General features: G+C 58.1%; 27 protein-coding genes. 23 read left to right on the forward strand and 4 right to left on the reverse strand.

Features of this window, described 5'->3' with window-relative positions:
• Positions 1-233: 233 nt before the first annotated feature.
• The 12 genes from RVY79_RS08255 (at position 234) to RVY79_RS08310 (ending at position 11,346) form a co-directional block, all read left to right on the forward strand.
• On the forward strand, positions 234-848 hold the full coding sequence (locus RVY79_RS08255; protein ID WP_317463637.1) for a riboflavin synthase subunit alpha: 615 nt from the start codon (positions 234-236) through the stop codon (positions 846-848).
• Positions 849-971: 123 nt separating this feature from the next.
• A complete protein-coding gene (locus RVY79_RS08260; RefSeq protein ID WP_246970583.1) occupies positions 972-1,517 on the forward strand; it encodes an adenine phosphoribosyltransferase in 546 nt (181 codons plus the stop codon).
• Between the two features lie 64 nt (positions 1,518-1,581).
• Entirely contained in the window at positions 1,582-2,070 is a 489-nt protein-coding gene (gene gpt / locus RVY79_RS08265) for a xanthine phosphoribosyltransferase (RefSeq protein WP_317463639.1), read from the forward strand.
• A 37-nt stretch (positions 2,071-2,107) separates the two neighbouring features.
• Entirely contained in the window at positions 2,108-2,809 is a 702-nt protein-coding gene (gene ung, locus RVY79_RS08270) for a uracil-DNA glycosylase (protein WP_317463640.1), read from the forward strand.
• 127 nt (positions 2,810-2,936) lie between these two features.
• Positions 2,937-3,566: a uracil phosphoribosyltransferase gene (gene upp, locus RVY79_RS08275; protein ID WP_317463641.1), complete on the forward strand. Its 630-nt coding sequence runs from the start codon at positions 2,937-2,939 to the stop codon at positions 3,564-3,566.
• Between the two features lie 278 nt (positions 3,567-3,844).
• Positions 3,845-4,933, forward strand: a complete 1,089-nt coding sequence (locus RVY79_RS08280; protein ID WP_317463642.1) for an ABC transporter ATP-binding protein — start codon at positions 3,845-3,847, stop codon at positions 4,931-4,933.
• A gap of 1 nt (position 4,934) precedes the next feature.
• Entirely contained in the window at positions 4,935-6,035 is a 1,101-nt protein-coding gene (locus tag RVY79_RS08285; RefSeq protein ID WP_317463643.1) for an ABC transporter ATP-binding protein, read from the forward strand.
• On the forward strand, positions 6,028-6,909 hold the full coding sequence (locus tag RVY79_RS08290; protein WP_317463644.1) for a sugar ABC transporter permease: 882 nt from the start codon (positions 6,028-6,030) through the stop codon (positions 6,907-6,909). Before RVY79_RS08285 ends, RVY79_RS08290 begins: the two co-directional genes overlap by 8 nt.
• A gap of 1 nt (position 6,910) precedes the next feature.
• Positions 6,911-7,804, forward strand: a complete 894-nt coding sequence (locus RVY79_RS08295) for a carbohydrate ABC transporter permease (RefSeq protein WP_317463645.1) — start codon at positions 6,911-6,913, stop codon at positions 7,802-7,804.
• 12 nt (positions 7,805-7,816) lie between these two features.
• Positions 7,817-8,089 (forward strand): DUF2160 domain-containing protein, encoded by a 273-nt coding sequence (locus RVY79_RS08300; RefSeq protein ID WP_317463646.1) that lies wholly within the window; start codon positions 7,817-7,819, stop codon positions 8,087-8,089.
• A 55-nt stretch (positions 8,090-8,144) separates the two neighbouring features.
• Positions 8,145-9,887, forward strand: coding sequence for an ABC transporter substrate-binding protein (locus tag RVY79_RS08305; RefSeq protein WP_317463647.1), 1,743 nt, complete (start codon positions 8,145-8,147; stop codon positions 9,885-9,887).
• A gap of 217 nt (positions 9,888-10,104) precedes the next feature.
• A complete protein-coding gene (locus RVY79_RS08310; RefSeq protein ID WP_317463649.1) occupies positions 10,105-11,346 on the forward strand; it encodes a uracil-xanthine permease family protein in 1,242 nt (413 codons plus the stop codon).
• A gap of 28 nt (positions 11,347-11,374) precedes the next feature.
• On the opposite strand, the gene RVY79_RS08315 is transcribed toward RVY79_RS08310, so the two are convergent.
• Genes RVY79_RS08315 through RVY79_RS08325 form a run of 3 tightly spaced genes read right to left on the reverse strand, consistent with a single transcriptional unit; the run spans position 11,375 to position 15,474 of the window.
• Positions 11,375-11,962 (reverse strand): cupin domain-containing protein, encoded by a 588-nt coding sequence (locus RVY79_RS08315; RefSeq protein WP_317463651.1) that lies wholly within the window; start codon positions 11,960-11,962, stop codon positions 11,375-11,377.
• Positions 11,963-12,019: 57 nt separating this feature from the next.
• Positions 12,020-14,116, reverse strand: coding sequence for a cache domain-containing protein (locus RVY79_RS08320; RefSeq protein WP_317463652.1), 2,097 nt, complete (start codon positions 14,114-14,116; stop codon positions 12,020-12,022).
• The gene (locus tag RVY79_RS08325; RefSeq protein WP_317463653.1) at positions 14,113-15,474 is read right to left on the reverse strand and encodes a sigma-54 dependent transcriptional regulator; all 1,362 of its coding nucleotides are present in this window, start codon (positions 15,472-15,474) and stop codon (positions 14,113-14,115) included. The genes RVY79_RS08320 and RVY79_RS08325 overlap by 4 nt, the downstream gene beginning before the upstream one ends.
• A 205-nt stretch (positions 15,475-15,679) precedes the next feature.
• Between RVY79_RS08325 and RVY79_RS08330 the strand changes: the two genes are divergently transcribed.
• The 10 genes from RVY79_RS08330 (at position 15,680) to RVY79_RS08375 (ending at position 23,329) form a co-directional block, all read left to right on the forward strand.
• Positions 15,680-16,528 carry a substrate-binding domain-containing protein gene (locus RVY79_RS08330; RefSeq protein WP_317463655.1) on the forward strand — a complete coding sequence of 283 codons (849 nt, stop codon included), beginning with the start codon at positions 15,680-15,682 and terminating at the stop codon, positions 16,526-16,528.
• A gap of 15 nt (positions 16,529-16,543) precedes the next feature.
• A complete protein-coding gene (locus RVY79_RS08335; RefSeq protein WP_317463656.1) occupies positions 16,544-17,251 on the forward strand; it encodes an ABC transporter permease in 708 nt (235 codons plus the stop codon).
• Positions 17,252-17,279: 28 nt separating this feature from the next.
• The gene (locus tag RVY79_RS08340; protein WP_317463657.1) at positions 17,280-17,948 is read left to right on the forward strand and encodes an ATP-binding cassette domain-containing protein; all 669 of its coding nucleotides are present in this window, start codon (positions 17,280-17,282) and stop codon (positions 17,946-17,948) included.
• Between the two features lie 96 nt (positions 17,949-18,044).
• On the forward strand, positions 18,045-18,644 hold the full coding sequence (gene mobA, locus RVY79_RS08345; RefSeq protein WP_317463658.1) for a molybdenum cofactor guanylyltransferase MobA: 600 nt from the start codon (positions 18,045-18,047) through the stop codon (positions 18,642-18,644).
• Positions 18,645-18,789: 145 nt separating this feature from the next.
• Positions 18,790-19,356 carry a molybdopterin-guanine dinucleotide biosynthesis protein B gene (mobB, locus tag RVY79_RS08350; protein ID WP_317463659.1) on the forward strand — a complete coding sequence of 189 codons (567 nt, stop codon included), beginning with the start codon at positions 18,790-18,792 and terminating at the stop codon, positions 19,354-19,356.
• Positions 19,353-20,624: a gephyrin-like molybdotransferase Glp gene (gene glp, locus RVY79_RS08355; RefSeq protein WP_317463660.1), complete on the forward strand. Its 1,272-nt coding sequence runs from the start codon at positions 19,353-19,355 to the stop codon at positions 20,622-20,624. The genes mobB and glp overlap by 4 nt, the downstream gene beginning before the upstream one ends.
• Positions 20,621-21,400: a cyclic pyranopterin monophosphate synthase MoaC gene (gene moaC, locus RVY79_RS08360; protein WP_317463661.1), complete on the forward strand. Its 780-nt coding sequence runs from the start codon at positions 20,621-20,623 to the stop codon at positions 21,398-21,400. Before glp ends, moaC begins: the two co-directional genes overlap by 4 nt.
• Before the next feature lie 10 nt (positions 21,401-21,410).
• The gene (gene moaE / locus RVY79_RS08365; RefSeq protein ID WP_317463663.1) at positions 21,411-21,869 is read left to right on the forward strand and encodes a molybdopterin synthase catalytic subunit MoaE; all 459 of its coding nucleotides are present in this window, start codon (positions 21,411-21,413) and stop codon (positions 21,867-21,869) included.
• Complete coding sequence (gene moaA / locus RVY79_RS08370; protein ID WP_317463664.1) at positions 21,866-22,855, forward strand: GTP 3',8-cyclase MoaA; 990 nt, start codon at positions 21,866-21,868, stop codon at positions 22,853-22,855. Before moaE ends, moaA begins: the two co-directional genes overlap by 4 nt.
• Before the next feature lie 177 nt (positions 22,856-23,032).
• Positions 23,033-23,329, forward strand: coding sequence for a hypothetical protein (locus RVY79_RS08375; RefSeq protein WP_317463665.1), 297 nt, complete (start codon positions 23,033-23,035; stop codon positions 23,327-23,329).
• A 54-nt stretch (positions 23,330-23,383) separates the two neighbouring features.
• On the opposite strand, the gene RVY79_RS08380 is transcribed toward RVY79_RS08375, so the two are convergent.
• Positions 23,384-25,066, reverse strand: a complete 1,683-nt coding sequence (locus tag RVY79_RS08380; protein ID WP_411161711.1) for a ribonuclease J — start codon at positions 25,064-25,066, stop codon at positions 23,384-23,386.
• Between the two features lie 171 nt (positions 25,067-25,237).
• On the opposite strand from RVY79_RS08380, the gene purU reads away from it, so the two are divergent.
• On the forward strand, positions 25,238-26,092 hold the full coding sequence (purU, locus tag RVY79_RS08385) for a formyltetrahydrofolate deformylase (RefSeq protein WP_317463666.1): 855 nt from the start codon (positions 25,238-25,240) through the stop codon (positions 26,090-26,092).
• The last annotated feature ends 5 nt before the right edge of the window (positions 26,093-26,097 follow it).

Raw genomic sequence — 26,097 nt, forward strand, 5'->3', positions numbered from 1 at the left:
CCCGGGCGCGCCCGCAATCTGGGTACAAATCGGCGCTCAAGAAGTCGCGAATTTTAGGTAGCACCCCGCACCCTGTCAATATTTCTAGGCCAAGTTCTTGCATCAAAGCCTCTGATTCAGAAAAATCGTCTATTTTGGGGGGCTTTAACGGTATAGGCACCTGACGATGTGCGCAGATGGGGCATGGTAGAATGATGGCTTTCTAGCGTGACAGGGTTGTTCAAGGAGCCGAGATGTTTACCGGTATCGTGCAAGGCGTGGGGACGGTGGTGGCCGTGGAAGAGGAAACGCAGTTCCGGCGCCATGTCGTGACGTTTCCCGAGGGCATGGCGGACGGGCTCGAAACCGGTGCCTCTGTGTCGCACAACGGGTGCTGTCTGTCGGTGACCCGCATCGAGGGGGATCGAGTGTCCTTCGATCTGATGCGTGAAACATTGCGTCTCACCAACTTGGGCACGCTGGGCGTCGGCGATCACGTCAATTTGGAGCGTGCCGCGCGCATCGGTGATGAGATCGGCGGCCATGCGATGTCCGGCCACATCATTTGTCAAGCGGCCCTGGAAGAACTCGAGGAGGCGCCGAACAATCGTCGCCTGTGGTTTGCGTTGCCCGACGAGCATGCGCGGTTCTTGTTCGAAAAAGGCTATATTGGCGTCGATGGCATCAGTCTGACGATCGGTGCGCTCGAAGGTGGGCGTTTCTGTGTCGACCTGATACCCGAGACATTGGCGCGAACAACCTTAGGTGAGCGGATGCTGGGTGACCGGGTCAATATCGAGATCGACCCGCAGACCCAGGCCATCGTCGAGACGGTCGAGCGGGTCATGGTAGCGCGGGGCAGGGCATAAAATGACACAGAGATCGAGGTTCTGACGTGCACCCTCGATTCCTGGCGTTGCATTGGGTACCATTTGCGGCTTTGTCCGCTGCCCGTCGCGGCTAAACCGCGTGCATTGCTGATGGAGCCTCAGATGAGCATTTATGGCGATTATATAAAGTCGGTCATTCGCACCGTCCCCGATTGGCCCCAGCCGGGTGTCAATTTCCGTGATATCACGCCGGTGCTGCAGAACAGTGCCGCTTTCCGCAAGCTCATCGATAGCTTCGTGCACCGTTATCAGGAGCTCAACCTGGATGCGATTGCCGCGATCGATGCACGCGGTTTCATTATCGGGGCGCCGGTCGCCTACGAGCTCGGTTGCAGTTTCGTGCCGGTGCGCAAGAAGGGGAAGTTACCGTTCAAGACCATCAGCGAAACCTATACGCTGGAGTACGGTGAGTCGACCGTCGAGCTGCATTCCGATGCTTTTCGCGAAGGCGACCGAATCCTGGTGATGGATGACCTGATCGCCACCGGCGGCACCATGTTGGCGGCGGCCTCGCTGATCCAGCGCAGCGGCGGACAGGTAGTCGAAACCGCCGCGATCATCGACCTTCCCGAACTCGGCGGCGCACAGAAGATTCGTGATGCCGGCCATGGCGTGTTCGCCGTTTGCACCTTTACCGAACACGAATGACGAGTGTGGGCGCGTGGCCGCCACGCGCCCTGTAGCCCCTTATATCTCCCTGGGTGGTCTTCCCATGAGTACCGATCGCTATCACCAGCAGTTCACCGTTTCCTGGGACCAGTTGCATCGCGATGTGCGTGTCCTGTGTCACCAGCTTGTCGAGCGAGACTTTAAAGGCATCGTCGCGATTACCCGTGGCGGCTTGATTCCCGCTGCATTGATTGCGCGTGAACTCAACGTGCGTCTGATCGATACGGTATGTATCAAGAGCTACGAGCACAAGGAGCAGGGCGGCCTGAACGTCATGAAGGGCGTCGATCATGATGGCGATGGCTGGTTGCTGGTCGATGACCTGGTCGATACTGGCAATACGGCACGGGCGGTGCGCGATATGCTGCCCAAGGCGCATTTCGTGACCATCTATGCCAAGCCGGAAGGTCGTCCGCTGGTCGATCAGTGCTTGACCGAGGTCGCGCAGGATTGTTGGATTCAGTTTCCCTGGGACATGGGCATTGCCTATGTCGAGCCGTTGGTCGACCAGGTGCGTTCGCGCGATTCATGAGCCCCGTCGCCCAATGCAAGCGTAAGGAAGGTGCGTGATGTCTCAAGTCTTGCCGGATAGCTGGCAGCGTCATCTGGGCCCGGAATTCGAGGCGCCCTACATGCAGGCGCTGCGCGCGTTTCTGGCCCGCGAAAAAGCCGCTCGCAAGGTGATCTATCCGCATTCGGATCATTGGTTTCGTGCTTTTGAGTTGACGCCGTTGGACCAGGTCCGCGTCGTGGTCCTGGGTCAGGACCCGTACCACGGGCCACACCAGGCGCATGGCTTGTGCTTCTCGGTGCGCCCCGGCATCCCGGCGCCGCCTTCGTTGCAGAACATTTACAAGGAACTGTCGCAAGACGTGGGCACGACGCCGGTTTCGCATGGTTTTCTCGAGTCTTGGGCGCGTCAGGGTGTGTTGTTGCTCAATAGTGTATTGACCGTCGAGCAGGGCAATGCCGGCGCGCATCGGGGGCAGGGCTGGGAAGCCTTCACCGACCGTGCCATTCAGGTGGTCAACGAACAATGCGATGGGGTGGTTTTCTTGCTGTGGGGTAGTTACGCCCAGAAGAAGGCAGCGTTCGTCGACCGTCAGAAACACCTGGTGTTGCATGCCCCGCATCCCTCGCCTTTGTCGGCGCACCGTGGCTTCTTCGGTCAGCGTCACTTCTCTCAATCCAATGCCTTTCTGGCTGCACGGGGTCGAGAGGGCATCGACTGGCAATTGCCGGCACAGCCTGAGTTCATCGAGTCCCCTTAACCCGCGCTCCCTGGCACGCTAGAATACGTGCAAATCCGAACCGCTTCCCGGCCGCATCCGTGACGTACCCGCATGGCCGGCGTGGAGTGCGGTTCGGCTCGTCATCGCCGAAAGGATATCCCCCGACATGAGCGTTCATGCCATCCAACATCCCCTGGTCAAGCATAAGCTGGGCCTGATGCGCGAAGCCGGTATCAGTACCAAGAGCTTCCGTGAGCTGGCCAGCGAAGTCGCCAAGTTATTGACCTATGAAGCGACGCAGGATCTCGAGACTCAGAAGACCGAGATTCCGGGATGGAGCGGCGGCTTGCTCGAGGTCGAACTGCTCAAGGGTAAAAAAGTCACCGTGGTTCCCATCCTGCGGGCTGGTCTGGGGATGCTCGATGGTGTCACCGATCTCATCCCTAGCGCTCGCGTCAGTGTGGTGGGGCTTTATCGCAACGAAGAAACGCTGGAACCGGTGCCGTATTTCGAGAAGTTCGTCGGCGATCTCGACGAGCGTCTGGCGATCGTCATCGACCCGATGTTGGCCACGGGGGGCTCTATGGTGGCGACACTGGATATGCTCAAGGCGCGTGGCTGTCCACTGGTTAAAGTCATCGTCCTGGTTGCGGCGCCGGAGGGCATCGCCCGGGTTCAGGAGGCTTATCCCGAGGTGGAGATCTATACCGCCTCCGTCGATGAGCGTCTCGACGAGAATGGCTACATCATTCCTGGCCTTGGCGATGCCGGCGACAAGATATTCGGTACGCGCTGAGCCATAGGCGCTGCTGTATCGCTCGCGGCCTTGCGTTCATATATGAACACAGGGCCGCTTTTTTTCGTTTCCATTTAGCGCTTTCGTTTCTTAATATAAAGTATAACTCCAATAAAAAATAAGTAAAAACAACGAGATGAAAAAAGATTCTCTGTTTTCAAGAACGCGTATCAAATTTTCGATAATGAGCGGCATTGTTAAAAAAATGCGCCTCACCTAGGGTTGTAGGGCATCGACGTCAATCGTCATGCACTAACAACGACTATTTGAGATGCGCCATGTCATTGATCTTGGAAAACATCGATCAGCAGGTCGGTGGCGAGTCCCATATAACGGACGTGAACCTGGAGCTACAGCCCGGCTCCTTCAACGTCCTGCTAGGACGTACCCTCGCTGGCAAAACAACTTTGATGCGCTTGATGGCCGGACTCGATACTCCTACTCGCGGGCGTGTGATAATGAATGGCCAAGATGTCACCGGTGTCTCGGTGCGCCATCGCAATGTGTCGATGGTCTATCAGCAGTTCATCAATTATCCCAGCCTGAGCGTCTACGACAACATCGCTTCGCCGCTGAAGCTTGCCAAAGTGTCGCGTTCGGAGATCGATCGGCGGGTACGGAATATCGCCGAGATGCTGCATATCGAACACTTGCTTGGCCGTCTACCGCTTGAGCTTTCCGGTGGACAACAGCAACGTACCGCCATGGGACGCGCCTTGGTGAAAGATGCGGACGTTGTCCTCTTTGACGAGCCATTGGTCAACCTGGATTACAAGCTTCGTGAGGAATTTCGAGAAGAATTACGTACTGTCTTTAGCGAGCGCAATTGCATTGCTGTCTATGCTACCACTGAGCCCGCCGAGGCGCTGGCGCTAGGTGGTAACACAGCGGTACTGCACGAGGGGCGCATGTTGCAGTACGGTCGTACCGAAGATGTTTATCACCGCCCTCAGGATATCCTGACTGCGGAGATGTTCTCCGAACCCTCCATCAATATTCTGGACGGTATCGTTTCTGAGGGGGAGCTGACCTTTGATCGTAAAGAGCACTTCGCACTGGATTATGATTTGAAGCGGCTGCCTTCCGGAAATTATCGCTTTGGCGTGCGTGCCTCGCACATTTCATTGACGCCTCAAACTAGTGATGACATCACGGTCAATATGATCGTTGATCTAGCAGAGATCAGTGGTTCCGAAACTTTTCTTCACGTGCATAACGAACTTTTTCATATGACCGTATACCTTGAAGGTATTCATGAATTTCCGGTGGATGCGCCGGTGACGCTCTATTTTCCGGCTCACAAGATTTATGCCTTCGATCGGCAGGGCGTGGTCATGCACATACCCAGGCATCTGGGGGGGAACTGACATGGCAGAAATTACCCTTAAATCCCTTGCCCATACATATCTTGCCGACCCACAGTCATCAGAGGATTATGCCATCCGTGAGATGGAGCATGTCTGGCATCAGGGGGGAGCCTATGCACTGCTCGGACCCTCTGGCTGTGGTAAATCAACTCTGCTGAACATCATTTCCGGCTTGCTGGAACCTTCGAGCGGTGAAGTCCTCTTTAATGATGAGGTGGTCAACGGTATGCCGCCTGAGGCGCGCAATATCGCCCAGGTTTTTCAGTTCCCCGTCGTCTACGACACTATGACGGTCTATGACAATCTGGCTTTTCCGCTACGCAACATGAAGGCGCCCGAGGCGCGAGTCCAAGAGCGCGTCATGGAAGTTGCCGATGTGCTTGAACTTACTGCCCAGCTCAAGCGAAAAGCCAAGAATCTTACCGCCGATGAAAAGCAGAAGGTTTCCATGGGGCGTGGGTTAGTGCGTGACGATGTGGCCGCTATTTTATTCGATGAGCCGCTCACCGTGATTGATCCTCAGCTAAAGTGGAAGCTTCGTCGCAAGTTGAAAGAGATCCATCAACGTTTCGGTATCACTATGATATATGTGACCCATGATCAGCTTGAGGCGTCTACTTTTGCAGACAAGGTCGCTGTGATGTACGAAGGTCAGATCGTCCAGTTCGGGACACCACGTGAACTCTTCGAAGAGCCAAGACACACCTTTGTCGGCTATTTTATTGGTAGTCCGGGGATGAATTTTCTGGATGTAATGATTAGTGAAGGTCGTGTCATGAGTGGCAATACAGAGCTAGCCGTAGGGCAGCATATTCGTGATGCCTTGGCTCACGTCCACTCGGCCAATATCAAGTTGGGTATCCGTCCGGAGTTTATCGAAGTGTATCCAGAGCCGGTCGAGGGAGGGATGGAGGCACAAGTAGATTACGCTCAGGATCTGGGTACCTACTCTATCGTCTATCTCATGTTGGGAAATGTCGCCCTAAAGGCGCGTATCGGGGAGGATCAAGTGACGCCGAGTATTAAGGCATGGCTGCGTTTTCCCGATGACCGACTCGGCCTTTACATCGATGAATATCGCGTGGAGATCGGCCATGAATAAAGTCTACAACAATCGGGCATGGTGGTTGATTCTACCCATGCTTTTGCTGGTAGCGTTTACCGCTATCATTCCGTTAATGACCGTGGTGAACTACTCGGTCCAGGATGTTTTCGATGCTCATACTCGGTTTTTTACGGGGACCGAGTGGTTCAAGCAGATGCTCAATGACCCAGCACTACAGGCGGCCTTGCTGCGTCAGTTTGCCTTTTCGCTGACCGTGCTGGCCATCGAAGTGCCTTTGGGTATCGGCATTGCACTGATTATGCCCAAGAAGGGTTGGCAGGCTTCGGCCATGCTTATACTCGTTACCATGCCGCTATTGATTCCTTGGAATGTGGTGGGCAGCATCTGGCAAATCTTCACGCGTGGTGACATTGGGCTCATGGGATGGGGCCTGCGCGAGTTGGGTTATGGCTACAATATTACGGCAAACCCGGTAGATGCCTGGGCGACGATCATTCTGATGGATGTTTGGCACTGGACCCCGCTGATCGCCTTGCTTTGTTTCAGTGGTCTGCGTTCAATCCCGGATGCCTATTATCAGGCAGCACGCATCGATCGTGCTTCCAGGTGGGCTGTCTTTCGCTATATCCAGCTTCCCAAATTAACAAACGTGCTGGTCATTGGCGTCTTGTTACGCTTCATGTACTCTTTCAAAATATATGCCGAGCCTTTTGTGTTAACCGGTGGTGGTCCTGGTAGTTCCACTACCTTTCTTAGCCAGTCACTTACGACCATGGCGATTGGTCAGCAGGATTTGGGGCCATCGGCTGCATTCTCTCTCATTTATTTCCTGATTATTCTGCTTGTCTGCTGGGTTTTTTATACTGCGATAATGAATACTCAGAAAGACGAAAAACACAAGGAAGGGTGAGATGAGAAATATATTGCCTACCACACCAGAAGCCGTGCGCGAGCGCGCTGAAGCTTCCAGTAACCGCCGTCGACGCAAGGCTCGCTCGGCTTCTATCCAATGGCGTCGCCGAGGCCTGGTTGGGATTTATGTCATCTTTTTGATGTTACCCATATATTGGCTGCTTAATATGTCATTTCAGTCTAATAACGAAATATTGAGCACTTTAACCCTGTGGCCAGAAAATTTTACCATTGAGCACTACGCCAAGATTTTTACAAACTCTAACTGGTATATGGGTTATGTTAATTCCATTTCTTATGTATTGATGAACATGCTGATAAGCATTGTGGTGGCACTGCCGGCAGCCTATGCGTTTAGTCGTTATAAATTTATAGGTGATAAGCATCTTTTTTTCTGGCTATTGACCAACCTCATGGCGCCACCAGCAGTTTTCTTGCTACCTTATTTTCAGCTCTATTATACGGTTGGTCTTTTCGATACTCATTTTTCGGTGGCATTGGCGCATTGCCTATTCAATATCCCGTTGGCGGTCTGGATCCTGGAGGGGTTCATGAGTGGTGTGCCCAAAGAAGTCGATGAAATGGCATTTATCGATGGTTACAGTTTTCCTAAATTTTTTGTGAAGATTTTTATTCCCATGATCAGTTCGGGTATAGGCGTCACTTTGTTCTTCCTGTTCATGTTCTCTTGGGTAGAGCTACTGCTCGCTAGTACGTTGACTGCGACCAATGCGCAGCCTATCGCTTCCGTGATGACCCAAACTAAGGGAGCTTCGGGTATTGACTGGGGTGCGCTATCTGCCGCCGGAGTCTTGACTATCCTGCCGGGCATCGTGGTGGTTTATTTTGTTCGTAATCATATCGCCAAGGGCTTTGCTCTGGGCCGTACCTGAGGAGTGCTTGATATGCAATGGATGGTCTGGACGACGCCTACTGCGATATTTTTCATGGCTATTGCCATTATGCTCTCGGGTATGACGGTTTGGGAGGTTATATCGCCTACGGTAGAGCGTAAGGGGTTTTTACCGATTACCACCACACGAGGTGATCGGCTCTTCATTGGATTACTTTCTGCAGCTTATATTCATTTGTTGGTGGTTGGGTTTACATCACTGAACATTTGGATCGCCTTGAGCGTTTCCATTCTCTGGATATTGGCGTTGATACGCTGGGGTTGACCATTAGATGGAGCTATAGATTCACGGACGAAAAACCACAATCGAAGAGGTGACTATGAAATCTATAACAACACGATTCTCTCTGCTTGCCGCTGGCGTAATGCTTGCAAGCGGGTCAGTGCACGCCGATGAGAGAGATACCCGGGCCATTGCAGAGCAATTGGTGGATAAGCACTTTCAAGAATCGACACTGACACGTGAACAACAGATAGAAGAGCTCATGTGGTTTGCCAAGGCTGCCGAGCCTTTTCGTGGAATGGATATCAATACGGTCGCGGAGGGCCTGACGACGCACGTCTATGAGCGCGATGTCCTAGCCAAGGCTTTTAGTAAGCTGACGGGGATAAACCTCACGCACAATATCATCGGCGAGGGTGATGTTGTTACCAATATGCAGACGCAGATGCAGACCGGACGTAACATATATGATGGCTACGTCAATGATACGGACTCCATCGGAACGCATATTCGTTATGGTGATACCGTCAATATTTCAGAGGCCATGAAAAACGAGTGGGCCGATTACACGCTGCCTACGCTGGATCTAGATGATTTCATGGGTTTGCAGTATGGCACCGGCCCGAATGGTAGCCTCTATCAGCTGCCCACTCAGCAGTTCGCCAATCTCTATTGGTTCCGCTACGACTGGTTTCAACGTGAAGATCTGCAGAAGAAGTTTCGTGATATCTATGGGTATGACCTAGGCGTTCCCACCAACTGGACGGCCTACGAGGATATCGCCGAATTCTTTACCGAACACGTTGGCGAGATCGATGGCCACAAGGTTTATGGCCATATGGATTATGGTCGTCGTGACCCCTCGCTGGGGTGGCGTTTCCACGATTCCTGGCTTTCCATGGCAGGCATGGGGAGCCCGGGGGTTCCGTTCGGACACCCGGTGGACGACTGGGGAATTCGAGTCAACGAGCAGAGTCAACCGGTCGGGGCAAGTGTCTCTCGTGGTGGGGCCACCAACTCACCGGCCTCGGTGTTTGCCGTGACCAAGATGGTCGACTGGCTGAAAAAATATGCGCCGCCTGAAGCCAGCGGGATGACCTTCAGTGAGGCTGGTCCGGTACCTGCACAGGGTAATATTGCGCAGCAGATTTTCTGGTATTCCGCCTTTACGGCGGATATGACAGGGCCTGATCTACCGGTCACCGATAAAGAAGGCAACCCGAAGTGGCGCATGGCACCATCACCGACGGGCCCTTACTGGGAAGAAGGCATGAAGGTTGGGTATCAGGACGTGGGCGCCTGGACGTTCTTTAAGTCCACGCCTGAGGATCGACGCACGGCCGCCTGGCTCTTTGCTCAGTTTACCGTGTCCAAGACGGTCTCACTGGAAAAATTGCTGGCAGGCCTAACGCCGATTCGCAAGTCTGATATCTTCTCCGAAAAGATGACGGAAATGGCACCTAAGCTCGGCGGGCTGGTGGAATTCTATCGCAGCCCCAATGCTTCCAAATGGACACCATCGAGCACCAACGTTCCGGACTATCCGCGAATGGCCCCTTTGTGGTGGGAAAACTTGTCGCCGGCCGTAAGCGGTGATGTCGCCCCCAAAGCGGCACTTGATAATCTGGCCGCTGATCTGGACAGCATCATGTCGCGTCTTGCCCGAGCGGATGTTTTCGATACGTATGCACCTAAGCTCAATGAGAAACGAGATCCAGAATACTGGTTGTCACAACCGGGCGCGCCCAAACCCGAGCTTGAAAACGAGATGCCACAGGGCACCACCGTTCCTTATGATAAGTTGATGAAAGAGTGGATGGCGGCCGGTTCCAGCGAATGATCGTTTGACCGGTTGTCTGAACGGGACCTGGGCCCCGCTTGATGCATATCGAGCGGGGCCTTTTGCTTCTAAAAAAGTGTCAGACATGCAGTTTAAAAAACGAGCCTCGTGGTTTGTCGACAGCACTTTGCCTCTGGTGGCTGCGATTTAACGCTCGAGATTGCTAGAATACCGCGCGTTTTCTTTCTTCCTTCCGCCAATATCAGGAGTTACTCCCATGACCGACGACACGGCGGCCTCGGCGACGTCGACCAGTCACCCGATACGTACGCTGATCACCGGCACTCAAATGCTGTTCGTGGCGTTCGGAGCCTTGGTACTGGTGCCGTTGCTGACGGGACTGGACCCGAGTGTGGCGCTATTCACGGCGGGTATTGGCACCTTGATCTTCCAGTTCATCACGCAACGTAGCATTCCAGTCTTCCTGGCGTCCTCGTTTGCCTTCATCGCGCCCATTCAAGGGTCGGTGGCCAGCTATGGTATTCCTGCCACGCTGGGTGGACTATTCGTCGCGGGGCTGGTCTATGTGGGGATCTCGCAGATCGTGCGCTTGAAGGGCACTGCCTGGCTGCATCGTTTGCTGCCGTCAGTAGTGGTGGGGCCGGTGATCATGGTCATCGGTCTGGCGCTGGCGCCCGTCGCGGTAGATATGGCCACGGGTAAAAACAGCGATATGGACTATGTTCAGGCCATTTCGTTGTCGATGGTCAGCTTGCTGGTAACACTGGTATTGGCAGTCTTCGGGCGTGGCCTGATTCGTCTGATCCCGATCATGGGCGGGATCGTCGTCGGGTATGCGCTAGGCCTGGCAATGGGCGTGGTCGATCTGACGCCGGTGCATGATGCCGCCTGGCTGGCGTGGCCCAATTTCGTGACCCCGACCTTCAATCTGGCGGCGATCCTGTTCATGATTCCGGTGGCCATTGCGCCGGTGATCGAGCACATCGGCGACATGGTGGCGATCGGTTCGGTAACGCGTCGCAATTACCTGGAAAAACCGGGGCTCAAGCGCACTCTGCTTGGAGATGGGCTGGCAACCTCCGTGGCAGCGCTTTTAGGGGGGCCACCCAACACGACCTATTCGGAAGTCACCGGGGCGGTGACGCTGACGCGCAATTTCAATCCGGCGATCATGGTCGTCGCGGCCTGTACCGCCATCGTCCTGGCGTTCGTCTCCAAGCTGGGGATGTTGTTGCAGACCATTCCCACACCAGTGATGGGCGGAATCATGACGCTGTTGTTCGGCTCTATCGCGGTAGTGGGGATGAACTCCCTGGTGCGCGGCGGCCAGTCCTTGACCGCGCCGCGTAATCTCGTGGTGGTGTCGTTGATCCTGGTCTTCGGTATCGGCGGCATGCAACTTGGTAGCGGCGAATACGCCCTCCAGGGCGTGAGCCTCGCGGCTCTGGTGGGTATCGTGCTCAACTGGGTCTTGCCGCCGGCCACCGAGCAGGAGTGAGCAGGGTCGGGGACACGTCAGGCGCTTTCTAGCGGCGATGATGTGTGCTCGCTCCGCCCTCCGAGAAGCCCGGAGGAGTGTTGGCGCTGACGATAACGCAGTCCGCGTCGCCGGGGTTGCGAAAGCGGTGGGGCAGGCGCGAGTCGAAATAGTAGGCGTCGCCCGCGTGAAGGCATTGCTTGTCACCGTTGACAGTGAGCTCGATGGTGCCGGTAATGACGACACCGCCTTCCTCGCCTTCGTGTTCGAGCATGTCTTCGCCGGTATCGGCGCCCGACGGGTAATGCTCATGGATGATCGACATGCCACGGCTGGGATGCCGCGCGGCGACCAGGCGCCAGGATAGGTTGCCGTCGCCGATTTCTGTCAACTCTTCGGCCCGGTAGAAGACTTTTTCCTGGGGGCTGGTTTCCTCGCCAGCGAAGAACTCGCTGATCGAGACCGGCATGGCATCGAGGATCTTCTTCAGCGAGCTCACCGAAGGACTCACGCTATTCTGCTCGATCAGTGAAATCGTGCTGTTGGTCACGCCGGCACGTTTCGCCAGCTCGCGTTGCGATAAGTCGCGCAACATGCGCAATTGCTTGAGACGTGCGCCGACGTCGAATCCGCTCATGGATGATCCTTTGTGAGAGACGTTATCGGACCATGATAGCGCCTCGGCGAGGCGATCTTAACCGCCGCGTGAGGAAGGCGAGGTCATGTCGCTTAGGGATGCGATCAGTTTACGCGTGGTGACTTCCTCGGCGCCGCTGGGGAACGCCTGGCAGGGAAGCCAGACATGAAATACCGTGCCGCGACCGCATGCCGAGACGACCCACATCTCGCCGCCACTGCGGCGTACGATGCCCGCGCTGATGGCCAGGCCGAGTCCGGAGCCTGCTTCGCGCGTGGTGAAGAACGGGTCGAAAATCCTGTCGCGTAGCTCGCGCGGTATGCCTGGCCCTCGATCGGCGACGCGAATTTCCACGCCGTCGAGGGGACCATGACCGGGGATTTCGCGTACGGCATCGCGTGTCGCCAGATGAATGCTCATCGGCGAGGTGCTGGCCTGGGTGGCATTGAGCAATACGTTGATCAGCACCTGCTGCAATTGTCCGCGATGGCACTCGGCGCGCCTAGTGGCATGCAGTGAACTGATCAGTCGGTGGTCATGCTTGTCGAGGGCGTGGCGGACCAGGAGTTCGGTACCGGCGGCGATGGCGTTGATGTCTTCGGCAACGAACGCGGGCTCATGACCACCAGCCCGGGAATACTGCAGCAGGTTGTCGATCAGTGCACGAATACGCTCTACCTGGGCGATGATGGTGTCGATTTCGTTGCGCACAGGGTCTGCATCGGGGCCGAGACTGTCGTCTAGCAATTCCACGTGGCCGAGGATCACGGCGGCGGGATTGTTGATTTCATGTGCGATACCGGCGGTCATCTCGCCCAGGGCGGCGAGCTTTTCCTGGGTCATCAGGCTGGCGCGCGCTTGCTTGAGCAAGGCCACGTGTTCCTCGAGTGCATGCGTTTTCTCGGTCAGTGACTGGGTACGTGTTTCGACGCGTCGTTCGAGAGTCTGGGCGGCACGTTGCAGGGCGTTCTGATGGGCGTCCAAACGGTCGAGCATGGCATCGAATTCATGTGCCAGTTCGGCCAGCTCGTCCTGGCTGTCGAGGTGCCCAATGCGTAAATGGCGACCCTCGCGAATCCCATGGATCACGCGGTGCATACGGCGTACCGGGCTGGCGAGCGCGTCGACACCGCGAATCACCATCAGCCCGGATATCAGCACGATTATGGCCAGAATGGCACCGATCTGTAGTAGCGTTTCCCGATAAAGGGCTTCATAAGGCGCTAGGGGGAAACCGGCGTAGATCATGCCGATGCGCTGTCCGGTCAGCGATTCGAGCGGTGCATAGGCGGCGACGTACCAGCCGCTGACCACGAAGGCGTTGTCAATGAAGCGCTCACCATGCTCGAGCACCTGGCGACTGACGGGGTCGGAAACGCGTGTACCGAGCGCGCGCTCGCCGTTGGCCAAGCGCACGTTGGTGGCGATGCGTACGTCATCGAGAAATAAAGTGACGCTGCCGGTACTGCCTTTGGGCAGCGTGCCGGGCCCATAGACCAGGTCACGAATATCGTCCACGGGCGCGGCATCGCCGTTGAGCAAGCGCCCGCCATCCAGCAGAAGGCGCAGGTTCCCCGCACCGTCATGAATGGGGTAGAGCGTGCGCAAGACCATGCCGCGCGTCTCGCGTTGACGATCACTGGGCGCCGCCTTTGGTGTGTCGCGCAGTACAAGACTCGCACGTTGGGCAAGTCCGGGGGCCAGCATCTCGAGACGCGATGCTGGGAGTACATCCAGGCCGGACATGCCCTGTGTATTGCCTGGCGTTTGCAGTCGGCGTTGCAGTCCGGGGCGCTCCTCGAGCGCCGCAAGCGGTACCACGCGCAACCAGTCCAGTTGCATCGCATTTTGGGTTTCGTCGAGCAGTGCCTCGAGGGATTGCGACCCCTCGCCCTGCAGTGCTGAGGTGAGCGCGTGGCTATGCGCCAATTCCTCGAGGCGCGCTTGCTGTTGCTGGCTCAAGCCATCCAGCACACGCGAGGCGACGGCCAGGTCAGCACGCACCTTCATGTATAGCTGACGGTCATTGTACGTCGAGGTCCAGTACGCGGTGAGTGCCATCAGGGCAAGTATCAGCAACGCCATGGGCGTGAAGGTAAGCCACAAGAGCCGACGTCGAATCGAGGCGCGAAGCCAGCGGCGTAGACGTCTCATGCACCGAGGTCTTGCCAGGCGTTGAGCTTGCGGTCGAGGGTCTTGCGCGACACGCCCAGGGCGCGGGCGGCGCTGGACTTGTTGTAACCATGCACCCCGAGAACGTCCAGAATATGTGCCCGTTCGACGGCTTCCAGCGACCAGTCGCAGGGGTAGCCGTCGGCACTCTCGGTGGAGGGCGTGTCGGCTGCCTCGTCGAGCATGTCACTGGGAAGCTGGCCGAGCAGGATGCAACGCTCGATGAAATTCTTGAGCTCGCGGATGTTGCCGGGCCAAGGGTAGTGCGTCAGACGCTCAAGATCGGCATGTTGCCACGGTAGGGCGGCGAGGCCCAGATCGCGCGCCAACTGCCGGGAGAAATGATGGGCCAGGACGGGGATGTCCTCGGGGCGCTCGCGTAATGCCGGGAGCGTCATGGTAAGAACGTTGAGGCGAAAATAGAGATCTTCCCGGAAGCGTCCCTCGCTGACTTCGTGCTGCAGGTTGCGGTGGGTGGCGGCGATAATCCGCACGTCCACGGATTGCTCCTGCTCGCTGCCCACCGGGCGGATGCACTTGCTTTCGATCACGCGCAACAGTTTGGCTTGCATCGCCAATGGCATCTCGGCGATCTCATCGAGAAACAGCGTCCCTCCGTCGGCATAGGTGAATAGTCCTTCGCGGGTTTTTACCGCTCCGGTGAACGCTCCCTTGATATGGCCGAAGAGCTCCGACTCCAGAAGATCGCCGGCGATGGCGCCACAATTGAGAGGTACGAAAGCGCCGAATCGCCCCGAAAGGCGGTGCAGGTCGCGTGCCACGAGTTCCTTGCCCGTGCCCGATTCGCCATGGATCAAGACAGCCGAGGGAGCTGGTGCGACGCGTTCGATGATCGCTCTGACCTGGGCCATGGCCCGACTGTCTCCGATCATGCTTTCGTCGGGGTGATGCAGACGTTGCGTCTCGCGCTTGAGGACGAAGTTCTCGCGTGCCAGGCGGCGCTGGGCCAGGCAGCGGTCGACGGCGCTTTGCAACTGCTCGAGTCGAAACGGCTTGATGATGAAGTCGTTGGCACCGGCGCGCAGTGCCTTGACCGCCATGTCGAGATCAGCGTAGGCGGTCATGAAGATGATGTCGCTACGCCGTTCGGGGCCGAGTGCTTCGTGCCACTCGATGCCGGAACGATCGGGAAGGCGGATGTCGACTAGCAGTAGGTCGAAGTGCAGCCGCTGACGCAGTGCCTCTGCAGCGCTGAGTGAGTCGGCGACCTCGACCAACGCGAAGCGCGATGCCAGAGCCTTGGCCAGATAGCTGCGCATGCCGGGCTCGTCATCGACGATCAGCACGGAGGCGGTTGGCAGTTCGGTGGAAGCAGTCATTAGTGGCGTTCCCTGCGTGGCGGGACACTATGTCTCGCCATTGGGTCAATTTGTTACATTCGTGGCGCACCTAGATTATTTTCATGGTAAAAGGCGCGATGCAATCCGGCAATTGTCCCCGTTTTTGGTCGCGCGGTCACGTTAGGCACGCCAATTGCAGGGAGAGTCTGGTACGCCCATGACTCGACAATACTGAGAGGTTTCCATGCTGAAACGCCGTTTCTCAATGCTCGCCACTCTGGCGCTATCGTTGCTGTTGGCCACCGGGGTCCAGGCGGCCGATATCGTTCGACTGGCGACCACCACCAGTACCTATAATTCAGGGTTACTCGATTATCTGTTACCCAAGTTCGAGACGGATCATCCCTATCAGGTTCAGGTCATCCCCGTGGGCACCGGCAAGGCGCTAAGGCTGGGGCGTGATGGCGATGTCGATCTCGTGTTGACGCATGCTCCCGGTGCGGAAGCAGCCTTCGTCGATGCCGGTTACGGTGTCGAACCGCATGGCGTAATGTACAACGATTTCGTGATCGTGGGACCATCCGGCGACCCGGCTGGCATTGATGGCGGTAATGATGCCACCAGTGCGTTTGCCGCGCTTGCCGATGAGGGCGCCACGTTCATTTCGCGCGGCGATGATTCCGGTACCGAGAAAAAGGAAAACCATCTGTGGCAAGAAGCAGGCGTTACGCCCGATTTCAAGGGATACCGCTCCGCCGGTCAAGGCATGGGGCCTGTGCTGAACATGGCCAGTGAACTGCAGGGCTATACCTTGACGGATCGTGGCACCTGGTTGGCGATGAAGGATAAGCTGGATCTGGAAATCATGGTCGAGGGCGACAAGGCATTGTTCAATCCCTATCAGGTCATTCTGGTCAACCCCGCGCGCCATGAGGGCCTCAATACACAGGGCGCGCGCGCCTTGGCCGAGTGGTTGATTTCAGATGAGGGACAGGGCCTGATCAATGCGTTCCGACTCAATGGCAAGGTATTGTTTCATGCCAGCGCCGGCGAGGAGATCGACCCCGCGAGTGCCGTCCATGAAAGCGACTGACACGCGGAGGCGCCGATGCATGAGCTCATGATCACGGTGAGGGAGGCGCTTTATCTGCTGATCTCCTTCGACCCGGCCTTGTGGGAAATCATCGGCGTTTCGTTTCGTGTCTCGTTGACGGCGATATTCGCGGCCTTGCCTCCTTCGTTGTTGATCGCTTTGCTCTTGGCGCGTGTTGCCTTCCCGGGGCGCTGGTTCGCGATATCGTTGGTCAATACGTTCATGGCCGTGCCGACAGTGGTGGTGGGACTGGTGCTATTCATGCTGCTGTCGCGCAGTGGCCCGTTGGGAGAATGGCAACTGCTGTTCACCCAGCGGGCCATGATCATGGGGCAGTTCCTGCTGGCGATGCCGGTCTTGACCGCGATGCTGCATAGCACGCTACAAAGCATCGATCAGCGGGCCTGGGAAACGGCACGGCAACTAGGCGCCGGGTGGTGGTCGTCTCTGTGGCTGTTGATTCGCGAAGCGCGTTTCGGAGTCATTGCCGCCGTGCTGGCCGCGTTCGGGCGTATCATTGCCGAGGTCGGTAGCGCGATCATGATCGGAGGCAATATCGAGCATTTTACGCGCACCATTACCACGGCGATCGCCCTGGAAACGCTCAAGGGTAAGTTTGCTCAGGGGCTAGCTCTGGGGTTCGTCCTGTTGCTGTTGGCGCTGGTGCTCAATGTATTACTGGGCGTGATGCGTGGGCGCGGTCATCAAACCGTGAGCGTCTGATCGCGCCGTATCCATCGAGGGAGTGTTCATGCTCGAGGTGAGCCAGCTTGCCCATGGCTTCGACCGCCAGCCGGCGCTATGGGAGATATCTCATTTGCAATGGCAGGGCCGCTCGCTGGTGCACTTGCGCGGTGATAATGGCAGTGGCAAGACGACATTGCTGCGTCTACTGGCGGGGTTGGAGGCGCCCCGCCAAGGCAGCATACGCTGGACGTTAACAGGTGCGATGCCTTCCGTCTCACCGCCTTGCCCAGGGCGTGTGCTCTATCTGCATCAACAGCCCTATCTTTTCGATACCAGTGTCGCCGGCAATCTGCGCTATGTCGCCCGCTGGCATGGCTGGCGTGGAAACAAGGCACGCGATCGCGTGGCGGCAATGCTGGAACGCTGCGGCCTGGCCGCACATGCCCAGCAGCGGGCCCGCTCGCTGTCCGGCGGTGAGCGCATGCGACTGGCGTTGGCGCGGGCCTGGCTATTGTCGCCACGCGTATTGCTACTCGACGAGCCTACCGCCAGCCTCGACCGTCAGGCGATTGCCGATGTCAGTACGTTGATCTCGTCGCTGCATGAGACGGGCTGTGCCATCGTGCTCAGTGCCCATCAACCTAGCGTGTTGACCGAGCGCTGCGATGAATACTGGAACCTCGATCAACGATGCCTACAGGTAAGTGTCTTCAAGCAGGGAGTGGCAGTGTGACATTGTCATTTCCGTACGCACTTGGTAAGTGGCTCGGCGTGTGCATCGAAGCCGCGTATGATGATTGAAGTGATAGCCAGTGCGGGAGCGATAGGCATGTACGAGGATGAAGTGACCGCCGTGGTATTGGCGGGAGGAGAAGGGCGTCGCATGGGCGGCCGCGATAAAGGCTGGGAGTCGTTGGCGGGTGAGCCCTTGATTACGCACGTGGTGAACCGTTTGGCGCCTCAGGTCGGGCGCATCGCGATCAATGCCAATCGCAGCCTCGAGCGCTACCGTGCACTGGGCTACCCGCTCATCAGCGACCGCGAGACCGGCTACCATGGGCCGCTCATGGGCATGTGGAGCGCGCTATGTGCCGTGGACACCCCATGGGCGCTGTTCGTCCCCTGCGATTCTCCTGCGCTGCCGACCGACCTGGTGAAGCGTCTGCAGGCCGGGCTCGGCGAGCAGCGTATCGCGGTCGCACATGACGGCCAACGGGCGCATCCCGTGGTGGCTTTGATCGATACCACATTGCGTGACGATCTCGGTGCGGCCCTGCGCGATGGCGAGCGCAAGATAGATCGCTGGTATGCACGCCACCCTTGGTGTCATGTCGATTTTTCCGATCAGCCCGAGGCGTTCGCCAACCTCAATTCCCCCGATGACCGTGACGTTATGGAGCGACGCTGGCGCTCTGATGGGTCGTTTTGACCCTGTGGCTGCCTTTCCATGCGATTTTCGGAGAGCCAAGGCGATTCGCCATCGCGCTACTGGCGGTCTTTCGGCATGTTTGTTGCCTTGCGTTACCCATTGATGGTTCCCCCTCGATGATTTGGCATGAGGACGATGAAACGCGATGACGCTATCGCTTGACGCGCTAGACACGCCACTGCTGGGTATCGCCGCCTGGAGCGGGACCGGCAAGACGACGCTGCTCGAGGCACTTTTGCCCAGGCTAGCCGATGCGGACATGCAAGTGGCCGTGATCAAGCATGCCCATCACGCCTTCGATATCGACCGCCCCGGCAAGGATAGCTACCGTCTGCGTCAAGCTGGCGCGACGCCGATGCTGGTGGCCTCGGGCAAGCGTTTTGCCTTGATGATGGAAACGCCCGAACGCGAGGAAGCCGATCTCGCGTCGCTGATTCCCCATGTCCTGCCCTTGGCGCCGGATTTGATTCTGGTCGAAGGCTTCAAGGCCTGGCCCCTGCCCAAGCTGGAGCTGCATCGCCAGGCCTTGGAAAAGCCGCTGATGGCGGCCGATGACCCCTGGGTGCGGGCAGTGGCGACTCCCGATAATATCGCGCTGCCGGACGGTGTCGAGCGCTTGTCGATGGACGATCATGACGCCTTGATTGACTGGCTGCTGGCCTGGCCGCAGCGCTGGCCCGAGCTGCGCCGTGGTCCCCGGGAGACGTCATGACGTTATCATGTTTTGAATTGGGCGAGCGCATGCTCAGCGTTGACGAGACGCTCGAGGCCCTGGCGGCGATGACGCCGCCATCGGTCGCCACGCATCGGGTCAGTCTGGCGGCGGCCGGGGGGCGGATATTGGCGGTGGATGCTGTGTCGCCGATCGACGTGCCGCAGAACACCAATGCCGCCATGGACGGTATCGCGCTGGCATGGCCCGACGATGCACCGGCAGGCGATATGCTCGTGGACGTGGTCGGTGATGTCCTGGCGGGTGCGCGGTTGGCGACATCGCTGGCGCCAGGCGAGGCCGTGAGGATCACTACCGGCGCGCCACTGCCGGCCGGTGCGGATACCGTCGTCATGAGCGAACAGCTCGCTGATGTGGGAACTCCCGGTCGCGTGCGTGTCGAACGACCCGAGCGGGTGCGGCGTGGGCAGAACGTGCGTCAGGCCGGCGAAGATATCGCGCGCGGTCAGCGTGCGTTGGGTGCAGGGACACGCTTGCGGCCGCAGCACCTGGGGTTGCTGGCCTCGCTGGGGTACGCGGAGGTCGAGGTGTTTCGCCTGTTACGCGTGGCCGTGTTTTCCACTGGTGATGAAGTCACGGCACCAGGCGAATCGCTGCCGCCCGCTGGCATCTACGATACCAATCGTTTTTCGTTGCAGGGCCTGCTGAGCTGCTTGGGCTGCGAGGTCATCGACCTTGGCATTCTGCAGGACGATCTCGACAGCATGCGTGCTTCCCTTGCGGCGGCGGCCCGTGAGGCGGATATGGTAGTGACCAGCGGGGGCGTCTCGGTCGGCCAGGCTGACTGGGTCAAGCCCGCGCTTACGGCCATCGGCGAGCTGGGGTTATGGCGGATCGCCATGCGTCCGGGCAGACCCTTGGCGTTCGGTCGTATCCATCAAACGGGGGGCGTGACGGTGCCTTTCTTCGGACTGCCCGGCAATCCCGTGGCAGTCATGGTGACCTTCCTGCAATTCGTACAGCCGATGTTGCGGCGCATGCAGGGTGAACATGACTGGCAACCGTCCCGTTTCACGGCGTTGGCCGCCGAGCTCTTGAAAAGCCGCGAGGCACGTGTCGATTATCATCGCGGCGTCTATACCAGTGATGAGGCCGGCCAACTTTGGGTGCGTACCACGGGCCGTCAAGGGTCGGGGATTCTCAGCTCGATGGTGACGGCCAATTGCCTTATCGAAATCGGTGACGGATGTGCCGCCGTCGAGGCGGGTGCGCCGGTGACGATACAACCGTTCGGTGACCTGACATGAGTTTGACCCATCTTAACGCGCGTGGCGAAGCCCACATGGTGGATGTCGGCGACAAAGCCGAAACGCAGCGCGAGGCCGTGGCAAGCGGACGCATCGTCATGCGCCCGGAAACACTGGCATTGCTGGCCGAAGGCGGCTTGCCCAAAGGCGATGTGCTGGCCACGGCGCGCATCGCTGGCATTCAAGCCGCCAAGCGCACGCATGAATTGATTCCCTTGTGTCATGCGTTGTTGCTGTCCAAGGTGAGTGTCGATTTTCGCCTCGATGAAGCGGCTTCCTGCGTGCATGTGGAGTCCCGATGCCGTCTGGCGGGACGTACAGGGGTGGAAATGGAGGCGCTGACTGCGGTCTCGGTCGCGTGCCTGACGCTCTACGATATGTGCAAGGCGGTCGACAAAGGCATGATGATCGAAGGCGTGCGCCTGGAGCACAAGACGGGCGGCAAGTCCGGTGAGTGGCATCGCGCCACCGAGGACGTATCCACGACGCGCGACGCGTCTGAACCCCCGTCCGTCGATAGCGCCGCCATACGCGTCAAGTTTCTCGCCGAACTGCGCGAACGACTGGATATTGAAGAGGTGAAAGTGCCGGTCGCATCGCTGAAAAGCCCTGATGTCGCGAGTCTCAAGGCCGCGCTCGAGGCACAGGATCCCCGCTTCGCGGCCTTGTCTACTGCGCGCATTCTATGTGCCGTCAACCATGCCATGGCACATGAGGACACGTCGCTCTCCGTTGGGGATGAAGTGGCGTTTTTCCCGCCGGTCACCGGTGGATGAGGAGGCGATCATGATTGATGTGCGTGTGCAGTCTCCGGTCTTCGATGTGGGCGAGGAGCAACGCCAATTGCTGGCGGGACGTCACGATATCGGCGCCGTGGTGACCTTCACCGGCCTGGTGCGCGATTTCAATGAGCGCCCGGACGTGCAGGCCCTGTCGCTGGAGCATTATCCCGGCATGACCGAAGCCGCGCTGCACGACATTGCCGCGCAGGCGACGACGCGCTGGCCGCTCGATGGGATACGCATCGTGCATCGTGTCGGTCGCTTGTCGCCGAGCGACCCTATCGTCCTGGTCATGGTCGCGAGTGCCCATCGCCGTGCGGCATTCGATGCGTGCGATTTTCTCATGGACTATCTCAAGACACGTGCGCCATTCTGGAAGAAAGAACACACTGCAAGCGGGGCGTATTGGGTCTCGGCGCGTGACAGCGACGCGCGGGACGCGGCCCGTTGGGAGGAAGCATGACCGAGCTGATCGACAACTTTCAGCGCCGGATTCGCTATGTGCGTATCTCGGTGACGGATCGCTGTGACTTTCGCTGCGTCTACTGCATGAGCGAGGACATGACGTTTCTGCCGCGCGCACAGATATTGACGCTTGAGGAAATCGAGCAGGTAGCACGTGCGTTCGTCGAACTGGGCGTGGAAAAGATCCGTTTGACCGGCGGTGAGCCGCTGGTGCGGCGTGGCATCGACGATCTGGTGTCGCGTGTCGGCGCGTTACCGGGCCTCAAGGACTTCGCCATGACCACCAACGGCGCGGGGTTGGTCAAGCATGCCAAGGCATTGCGCGAAGGCGGTATGCAGCGTCTCAATATCAGCATTGATTCCCTCGACCCCGAGCGCTTTCGCAGCTTGACGCGCACCGGCAATCTCGAGAACGTCATCGCCGGTATTCGTGCCGCGCGGGATGCCGGGTTCGAGCGTATCAAGCTCAATGCCGTGGTGCTCAAGGGGCGTAACGACGATGAAGTGCTCGATTTGGTCGACTTCGCGCGTCGAGAAGGCGTGGATATCAGCTTTATCGAGGAAATGCCGCTGGGTGACGTATCCGATCATTCGCGAGAAGAAACTTTTTATTCGAGCGATGATGTCCACGCGGCGATCGCCTCGCGTTATGCGCTGTTGCCGACGACCGAAAATACCCTGGGGCCGTCGCGTTATTTCCGGATGCCGGATAGTGATTCGCGTATCGGTTTCATTTCACCGCACAGCCATAATTTCTGCGATACCTGTAACCGCGTCAGGGTCACGGTAGAAGGGCGTTTGTTACTGTGTCTCGGCAATGAGCATTCGGTCGATCTGCGCGAGGTACTGCGGCGTTATCCCGGTGATATGGAGCGCCTCAAGCAACGCATCGTCGAGGCCATGCCATTGAAACCCGAGCGCCACCATTTTCGCACGGATGGTGATGTCGATATCGTGCGTTTTATGAATATGACGGGCGGATAATGTTTTGCGCGTGTGCTTCATTCGCGATAGCGTGATGCATCTCCTAACCATAAAGGCGTGAGGTTTCGACTTGGCTTGAGTACATTATTTTCTTGCTAAACCAAGTTCGAGTCATATACTTTTCAGAAACGCCAAGGCGTTATGCTGCAGGTCTGTTATTTTAAATGGAGGAGGCGAATGTCCACTGATACCTTGGAGCGCATCGCGCGAAATAAAAACGTAGCTCGCGCTGCCGCGCGACAGCTCAGCATGGAACAGCTCCATAAGCTGTCAGAAGTCATCGGTGAAGTGATCGAACAGAAGCAGCAGGAAGATCACAAGCGCCAAGCCGAAGAAGCTGCAAAAGAGCGGAAGTTGGCGGAAATTCGTGAGGCAATGAGCGACGCTGGTCTTTCCATGGACGATCTGATCTCCGAACAGCCACGCAAGCGTCGGGGCCGTCCACCGAAGAAAGACAAGGAACGCAAGCAGTAAGCGACACGCGTAAACGATCAAAACGGACCTCAGGGTCCGTTTTTTCATACCGGGTCAGAAATCGATCGGCGAGGTCTCTTCCGCAGCCATGATATGCAGGTGGACGTCGGGAAGGTGCCGAAGGTGATCGTCGAGCCAATGCATCAAGGGAGCGTGTAATTGTTGGCGTAACGTGGCGATGGTGTCCGCCTCATGAATGGCTAGTTGATCGTCGAGCCAATCGGCGAGGGCGGTATCGTCCAGCGCCAGGTCATGACTCGTATCCCACAATAAGCGTCCCACGCGTGCCCATCCCGATGTCCGGCGAATGACCGGAAGCGTCAGGCTCAAGATGCCGCTACGGCGATGCATGCTCGACATGGTGGGTGCGCGCAACCCTTCCAGGGGGTGGATACGATTCTGGGTAACGATATGCGGCGCCAGGGAATGGCGCTCGAGGCAGGCGAAGCCGTCGTTATCGAAGCGCAGCATATCGCCGTTGCGCGGGATCCAGGGCACCTCGATACCCAGCGATTCCGCCAGCAGACGATGCGCCTGTTGGTGCTGGGATTCACCGTGCACGGGCAGCAAATACTTGGGTGCAAGCCAGCCGTAAAGACGCTGCAATTCGTCTTGGGCAGGATGCCCCGAGGCATGCAGCTCGGGATGATTGCGTTCATCGTAGAGGGTGACGTGGGCGCGCTTGAGTCCGGCCTGTAACCGCTCGATCAGTAATTCGTTACCCGGGATTGCCTTGGCCGAGAAAATCACGCTGTCGCCGGGCTGGAGCTCGAAGCCGGGGTGCTGCCCCTGGGCCAGGCGAGACAGCGCGGAGCGTGGTTCTCCCTGGCTGCCGGTGGCGATGACCAGCACCTCGTCGGGCGGCAAATAGCCAAGATCGCGAACGGGGACCAGGGAGGGGAAGTCCTCGAGATAGCCAAGCCCTCGAGCGACATTCACCATGCGCTCCATCGAACGCCCCATGAGACTGACGCGTCGTCCACATGCCTTGGCGGCACGGCCCAGTGCCAGGATGCGCGCCAGGTTGCTGGCAAAGCAGCTGACGATCACACGGCCGGGGCAAGCGCCGATCGTTGTCTCGAGCGCGCGCGCGACGTCGCCTTCGCTGCGTGAGTGTCCGGGGACAGAGGCATTGGTGGAATCGCCGACGATGAGATCGATAGGCGCCAGTGCCTGGAAACGCTGCGGGCATACGGGATCACCGATCAAGGGCTCGGGATCGAGTTTCCAGTCGCCGGTATGCAAGATACGGTGATCGGGCGTTGCCAATAGCAGGGCACAGCTTTCGGGGATCGAGTGCGGTAGCGGCAAGAAGCGTACATCGAAAGGGCCGCTGTGCATGGCCTCGTCGGGCGTGATGACGTGAATCGCATCGGTGGGCAGTTGCTGCTCGGCAAAGCGCAGGCGCAGCAAGCCGGCCGCCAGTGGCGTGGCATGGATGGGACATTGCCAACGTGGCCATAGCCAGGCAATCGCGCCGATGTGATCTTCATGTCCGTGCGTGACGAGGATCGCCTGAGGAACGATACCCTGAGCAGGCAAAAGGTCGACATTGGGGACTTGCAAGGGCGCCTGCGGTAGATCCTGGCGAATCATCATGCCGCAGTCGACCACGATCCAGTGATCAAGGTGCCCGTAAAGGGTGAAGTTCATGCCGATTTCACCGCAGCCGCCAAGGGGCAGTATCTGAAGGGGAGGTTTGCGGCGGGCGCGTACCTGGATGCGTGGTTGGGACATCGTTATCCCTTAACGTGAAGATGTCCATTACTATACGGGATGCCCCGGCGCGGCCACAATCGAGGCTTCTTGTCATGATCGAATTCGCTACAATAGATGCCCTTTGGTGAGAGGCGGCTCCTTCAAAAGAGCGCCGATCATCGCCTCATTTCAGGATTGATGGTAGCGCGCATGTCCCATTCGTATCGTCTTATCGTCTCGTGCCCCGATCGTGTGGGCATCGTTTCTCGCGTATCCAGTTACATCGCCGGTCATGGCGGCTGGATCACCGAGGCCAATCAGCATTCGGATTTGGCCACCGGGCGCTTTTTCATGCGCTACGAAATCAAGGCTGAGTCGTTGCCGCTGAGTATCGCTGCGATGCGCGACGATTTTTCCACCATTGCCGGTGAGTTCTCGATGGACTGGGCGCTGAGCGATACCTCAAAGCCCAAGCGTGTCGTCCTGATGGCCTCGCGTGCGTCGCATTGCCTGGTCGATCTGCTATATCGCTGGACCGCGGGTGAGCTCGATTGCGAGATTCCCTGCGTGATCTCCAATCATGAAGCGCTGCGTGCGCTGGTCGAATGGCATGGCATTCCGTTTCATCATGTGCCGGTCGCTGCGGACGACAAGGCGGCGGCATTCGCCCAGGTCGAGGCGCTGGTCGAAGAGGCGCGGGCGGATACGGTAGTGCTGGCGCGCTACATGCAGATTCTGCCGCCCAACCTGTGCCAGCGATACGCGGGGCGTATCATCAATATCCACCATAGCTTCCTGCCCTCGTTCGCCGGCGCCAAGCCTTATCATCAGGCCTATGCGCGGGGCGTCAAGTTGATCGGGGCGACGTGCCACTATGTCACCGAAGAACTCGACGCGGGACCCATCATCGAGCAGGACATCCAGCGTGTGACGCACTGCCATACCGCCGAGGACTTGGTGCGTCTGGGGCGTGACGTCGAAAAGGCCGTGCTGGCGCGGGGATTACGTTGGCATCTGCAGGACCGTGTCCTGATCCATGGCAACAAGACGGTCGTCTTCGCTTGAGCGGT

The sequence above is a fragment of the Chromohalobacter sp. HP20-39 genome (assembly GCF_033052815.1).
Classification (GTDB): domain Bacteria; phylum Pseudomonadota; class Gammaproteobacteria; order Pseudomonadales; family Halomonadaceae; genus Chromohalobacter.

Bases quoted from the DNA above. Each gene is read 5' to 3' on its own strand.
- RVY79_RS08255 (WP_317463637.1), top strand. From the start codon at position 234: ATGTTTACCGGTATCGTGCAAGGCGTGGGGACGGTGGTGGCCGTGGAA.
- RVY79_RS08260 (WP_246970583.1), top strand. From the start codon at position 972: ATGAGCATTTATGGCGATTATATAAAGTCGGTCATTCGCACCGTCCCC.
- gpt (WP_317463639.1), top strand. From the start codon at position 1,582: ATGAGTACCGATCGCTATCACCAGCAGTTCACCGTTTCCTGGGACCAG.
- ung (WP_317463640.1), top strand. From the start codon at position 2,108: ATGTCTCAAGTCTTGCCGGATAGCTGGCAGCGTCATCTGGGCCCGGAA.
- upp (WP_317463641.1), top strand. From the start codon at position 2,937: ATGAGCGTTCATGCCATCCAACATCCCCTGGTCAAGCATAAGCTGGGC.
- RVY79_RS08280 (WP_317463642.1), top strand. From the start codon at position 3,845: ATGTCATTGATCTTGGAAAACATCGATCAGCAGGTCGGTGGCGAGTCC.
- RVY79_RS08285 (WP_317463643.1), top strand. From the start codon at position 4,935: ATGGCAGAAATTACCCTTAAATCCCTTGCCCATACATATCTTGCCGAC.
- RVY79_RS08290 (WP_317463644.1), top strand. From the start codon at position 6,028: ATGAATAAAGTCTACAACAATCGGGCATGGTGGTTGATTCTACCCATG.
- RVY79_RS08295 (WP_317463645.1), top strand. From the start codon at position 6,911: ATGAGAAATATATTGCCTACCACACCAGAAGCCGTGCGCGAGCGCGCT.
- RVY79_RS08300 (WP_317463646.1), top strand. From the start codon at position 7,817: ATGCAATGGATGGTCTGGACGACGCCTACTGCGATATTTTTCATGGCT.
- RVY79_RS08305 (WP_317463647.1), top strand. From the start codon at position 8,145: ATGAAATCTATAACAACACGATTCTCTCTGCTTGCCGCTGGCGTAATG.
- RVY79_RS08310 (WP_317463649.1), top strand. From the start codon at position 10,105: ATGACCGACGACACGGCGGCCTCGGCGACGTCGACCAGTCACCCGATA.
- RVY79_RS08315 (WP_317463651.1), bottom strand. From the start codon at position 11,962: ATGAGCGGATTCGACGTCGGCGCACGTCTCAAGCAATTGCGCATGTTG.
- RVY79_RS08320 (WP_317463652.1), bottom strand. From the start codon at position 14,116: ATGAGACGTCTACGCCGCTGGCTTCGCGCCTCGATTCGACGTCGGCTC.
- RVY79_RS08325 (WP_317463653.1), bottom strand. From the start codon at position 15,474: ATGACTGCTTCCACCGAACTGCCAACCGCCTCCGTGCTGATCGTCGAT.
- RVY79_RS08330 (WP_317463655.1), top strand. From the start codon at position 15,680: ATGCTGAAACGCCGTTTCTCAATGCTCGCCACTCTGGCGCTATCGTTG.
- RVY79_RS08335 (WP_317463656.1), top strand. From the start codon at position 16,544: ATGCATGAGCTCATGATCACGGTGAGGGAGGCGCTTTATCTGCTGATC.
- RVY79_RS08340 (WP_317463657.1), top strand. From the start codon at position 17,280: ATGCTCGAGGTGAGCCAGCTTGCCCATGGCTTCGACCGCCAGCCGGCG.
- mobA (WP_317463658.1), top strand. From the start codon at position 18,045: ATGTACGAGGATGAAGTGACCGCCGTGGTATTGGCGGGAGGAGAAGGG.
- mobB (WP_317463659.1), top strand. From the start codon at position 18,790: ATGACGCTATCGCTTGACGCGCTAGACACGCCACTGCTGGGTATCGCC.
- glp (WP_317463660.1), top strand. From the start codon at position 19,353: ATGACGTTATCATGTTTTGAATTGGGCGAGCGCATGCTCAGCGTTGAC.
- moaC (WP_317463661.1), top strand. From the start codon at position 20,621: ATGAGTTTGACCCATCTTAACGCGCGTGGCGAAGCCCACATGGTGGAT.
- moaE (WP_317463663.1), top strand. From the start codon at position 21,411: ATGATTGATGTGCGTGTGCAGTCTCCGGTCTTCGATGTGGGCGAGGAG.
- moaA (WP_317463664.1), top strand. From the start codon at position 21,866: ATGACCGAGCTGATCGACAACTTTCAGCGCCGGATTCGCTATGTGCGT.
- RVY79_RS08375 (WP_317463665.1), top strand. From the start codon at position 23,033: ATGTCCACTGATACCTTGGAGCGCATCGCGCGAAATAAAAACGTAGCT.
- RVY79_RS08380 (WP_411161711.1), bottom strand. From the start codon at position 25,066: ATGTCCCAACCACGCATCCAGGTACGCGCCCGCCGCAAACCTCCCCTT.
- purU (WP_317463666.1), top strand. From the start codon at position 25,238: ATGTCCCATTCGTATCGTCTTATCGTCTCGTGCCCCGATCGTGTGGGC.